At 74.5% G+C, this 3,622-nt stretch carries 4 protein-coding genes; 1 reads left to right on the forward strand and 3 read right to left on the reverse strand.

All coding sequences use genetic code 11. From position 1 onward, the window contains the following. From ABZV94_RS40760 to ABZV94_RS40770, 3 genes are all read right to left on the reverse strand, one after another. A partial coding sequence (locus ABZV94_RS40760; RefSeq protein ID WP_356350033.1) for a serine hydrolase occupies positions 1-1,054 on the reverse strand: 1,054 nt, incomplete at its 3' end. Between the two features lie 156 nt (positions 1,055-1,210). Further along, positions 1,211-2,191 (reverse strand): aldo/keto reductase, encoded by a 981-nt coding sequence (locus ABZV94_RS40765; RefSeq protein WP_356350035.1) that lies wholly within the window; start codon positions 2,189-2,191, stop codon positions 1,211-1,213. Between the two features lie 101 nt (positions 2,192-2,292). Next, the gene (locus ABZV94_RS40770) at positions 2,293-2,619 is read right to left on the reverse strand and encodes a nuclear transport factor 2 family protein (protein ID WP_356350038.1); all 327 of its coding nucleotides are present in this window, start codon (positions 2,617-2,619) and stop codon (positions 2,293-2,295) included. 129 nt (positions 2,620-2,748) lie between these two features. Here ABZV94_RS40770 and ABZV94_RS40775 point away from each other — a divergent pair, with 129 nt between their 5' ends. After that, the gene (locus ABZV94_RS40775; RefSeq protein WP_356350040.1) at positions 2,749-3,294 is read left to right on the forward strand and encodes a DoxX family membrane protein; all 546 of its coding nucleotides are present in this window, start codon (positions 2,749-2,751) and stop codon (positions 3,292-3,294) included. Positions 3,295-3,622: the final 328 nt, after the last annotated feature.

The following is a 3,622-nucleotide window of genomic DNA, read 5'->3' on the forward strand; positions in this document are numbered from 1 at the left end:
GCCAGGCCGAGCCGCCGCCGGACGCCGAGCCGGGGGCGCCGGCCGCCGCCTGCACCGCGTTCCGCTCGGGCGCCGGAGTGGCGCGCGCCCCGCCCGCGCTGAGCGGTTCGACCAGCAGGCCCACCGGCCGGGCCGAACGCCCGTGGGTGAAGCCCCAGTCGAGCAGCGCGGCGGTGTGCTCGTAGACGGCGTTGCCGCCGGCGTCGGGATGCATCACGGTGACCAGCAGGGTCCGTCCGCCCCGGGTGGCCGCGCCGGTGAAGGTGTTGCCCGCGTGACTGGTGTAGCCGTTCTTGACACCGATCAGGCCGTCGTAGGTCTTCAGACCCCACGCCCCGGTCAGCAGGCGGTCGGTGTTCTGGATCTGGAAGGTCTTCTTCCCGCCCGCCGGGAAGTCGGCGGTCCGCGTGCCGCAGTAGGCGCGGAAGTCGGGGTCCTTCAGGCCGTGCCGGGCGAAGAGCGTGAGGTCGTACGCCGAGGAGAGCTGCCCCTTGTGGTCGAAGCCGTCGGGACTGACCACGTGGGTGTCCAGGGCCTGGAGGTCCTCGGCCTTGGCCTGCATCTCCGCGACCGTCCTGGCGATGCCGCCGTTCATGTGGGACAGCACGTGCACGGCGTCGTTGCCGGAGCGCAGGAACACCCCCTGCCACAGCTGCTCGACGGTGTAGGTGATGCCGGGCTTGATGCCGACGAGGCTGGAGCCGGCCGGGATGTCGGCCAGGTCGGCGTCGGTGACCCTGTAGCGCTCGGTGCGGTCGAACTTCTTCAGCACGGTGTCCGCGAACAGCATCTTCAGCGTGGACGCGGGCGCGAGCCGCCGGTGCGCGTTGAACGAGGCGAGCACCTCGCCGCTCTCGCAGTCGGCGACCAGCCAGGAGCGGGCGGTGAGCTTCCTGGGCAGTCCGGTGGCGCCGCGCACCTGGACGCCGGTGCGGGCCAGCCGCTCGCCGCCGACGACGGTCGTCGCGGCGGCGGACGTGGCCGTGGACAGGGGAAGGGCGGCGGCCGTCAGTCCGAGGACGGCACGCCGGCTGAGCCGGGAACATTCACGCACCCGGGGACCGTACACCGCGTCGAGCAGGGACTTCGCGACCCGAGGGCCGAGACGGCCCGGAATTTGCCGCGTTATGAAAATCCGATGAGCCGTGTGATGCCGTCATGCCCGCGGCACCGGCCCCACCGGCCCCTCCCGTACGGTTCTCGGGGCCGCTCACCTGCCGAGCAGGCGGTCGACCTCGGCCAGCTGCGCCGCGGTGAGCGGCCCCTTCGCGAGCGCCCCGGCGTTCTCCTCGGCCTGGGCGACGGTCCGGAAGCCGGGGATGGGCACGGTGCGCGGGCTGCGGGCCCACAGCCAGGCGAGGGCGCCCTGGGCGAGGCTCCGCCCGCCGCTGGTGAGGATGTCGCGGACCGCGTCGATCCGGGTCAGCCACTCGGGATCGGCGCCGGAGCCGTCGTCCGCGTACCCCGGCAGCCAGGCCGGCGGACGGCTCCGGATGTCCCCGGCCTCCAGCGGACCGCCGCGCCGCCCGGCGAGCAGCCCCATGGCGAGCGGGCTGCGGTTGACGCTCGCCAGCTCCAGCCGCTCGCACAGGGCGACGAGTTCGGGCGCGTCCTGCAGCACGTTGAGGGCGTGCTGTACGGCCGTGCAGTGCGGTCCCTCGGCGAAGACGGCGGCCCGCGCCGGGTCGTCGGTGCTCCAGCCGTAGGCGCGGACGAGACCTTCGGCGACGAACTCCTCGCACGCGTCCCGCAGTTCGGCGGCGCGAGCCGGGTCGGCGTCGGAGATGTGGAGCTGGTACAGGTCGACCCGGTCGGTACCGAGGCGGCGCAGCGACGCGGTGAGGGCCCGGCGGGCGTACTCCGGGGTGGCGTCGGTGCCGGTGAGGGTGCGGGTGTCCGCGTCGAAGACGTTGCCCCACTTGGTGGCGAGGACCACGTCGTCCCGCCGCTTGCCGAGGGCCTTGCCGAGGATCTCCTCGCTGTGCCCGGTGCCGTAGGAGTCCGCGGTGTCGAAGAAGGTGACGCCGAGGTCGAGGGCCCGGCGGACGGCCCGTACGGACTCGTCGTCGTCCACCTTCCCCCAGCCGACGGGCTGCCCGTCGGCGGTCTGGTGCTCACCCCCGATGGCCCAGCACCCGAAACCGAGGGCGCTCACCTCGATGCCACTGCGTCCCAGCGTCCGTGTCGTCATGGGTGGGACGCTAGGAGTTGGAGCGCACGCGAAGACAAGACCCCGGGGGACTTCCGAGGCTCGGGCCTTCTCGGGGCCGGTCCCGTCCGGCCTCGGCCGTCCTACGCCTGCCCGGTCTCGAACCGCGAGATCCGCCCGTCGTCCTCCACGGTGAAGCTCCACCGGGTGCGCATCTCGCCCCACGTGTCGTTGCGGTAGCGGGCGAGCAGGGTCCGGCCGCCGTCGGACTCGTTGTCGACCTCCATGTGGCCGCGGGAGGAGAAGATCTCCCGGTCGATCCAGTCGGCGAGGTCCCGGTCGGAGCCGTCGTCGGCCATGGTCGCCCCGGGCGTGAGCAGGGCCATGAAACCCTCGCGGTCGTGGGCGTTGACGGCGTGGACGAACGCCCGGACCGCGGGGTCGCTGAGCTTGGCTGGCTGAATCGTCATGGCGTCAGGCTCACATCGCGCCGGCGGTGCCGCCACTCGAACGGCAGCCAGGACGGGCCGTGCGGCACCGGCGGTGCCAGGGTGGGAGCACGGGAGGGGACGTGTCCGCCTGTCTGCTGGGGAGTCACCGTGACCTGTTACGACCGACGTGATCTGGGCCTGCTGCTGCTTCGGCTGAGCACCGGCGGGGTACTGGCGGCGCACGGCGCGCAGAAGCTGTTCGGCTGGTTCGGCGGGCACGGCCTGGAGGGCACCGGCCAGTACATGGAGTCCATCGGCTACGCCCCCGGCAAGGCGAGCGCGACGGCGGCGGGCCTGGCGGAGGCGGGCGGCGGCGCACTGCTGGCGCTGGGCCTCGCGACCCCGGCGGCGGGCGCCGCGGCGGCCGGCGGCATGGCGGGGGCCGCGGCCGTGCACATGCCCCACGGCTTCTTCGCGCAGGAGGGCGGCTACGAGCACGCGGCGACCCTCGGCCTGGCCGCCGCCGGCCTCGCCGTCGCCGGCCCGGGCCGGCTCTCCCTCGACCACGCCCTCGGACACGTCTTCGACCGCGGCTGGATGGTCCCCGTCGCCCTCGGCGTGACCGCGGCGGCGACGGCCGTGGTGGTGGGCGCCCGCAACCGCCGGGTACGGCAGCGGGCGGAGGGCGAACAGGAGACGCTGTTCGAGGAGTGAGCCGGCGGTCGCGCCGGGGGCGGTGACCGGAGGGGGGCCCGTCACGCGTCGGCGGGCGGCTACGGCGGCACTGGCTCGGTGACCTCGACACCGGACGCGGTCCCGTCACGGCCCGCGGCAGCCACCCCCACAGCGGCGGCGGCACCCGCAGCCCCGGCTCCTGACGGAACTCTCCGGCGCCCGCCTCTCCCCCGGGCTCCCCCTTCGAGGACCCCTGCCATGCCGTCACCGTGCGGGTGCCCGGTAAGGACGAGGACGGCGGCGACCGGGCGCGGGTGACGCGGCGACAGGAGCGTGCGCGGGCAGGGGCTGGGCGCGGCCCCCCGCC

This window comes from Streptomyces sp. NPDC004658 (genome assembly GCF_040609555.1).
GTDB lineage: Bacteria > Actinomycetota > Actinomycetes > Streptomycetales > Streptomycetaceae > Streptomyces.

Coding starts and splice junctions, on each gene's coding strand:
- ABZV94_RS40770 (WP_356350038.1), bottom strand. CDS start 2,619: ATGACGATTCAGCCAGCCAAGCTCAGCGACCCCGCGGTCCGGGCGTTC.
- ABZV94_RS40765 (WP_356350035.1), bottom strand. CDS start 2,191: ATGACGACACGGACGCTGGGACGCAGTGGCATCGAGGTGAGCGCCCTC.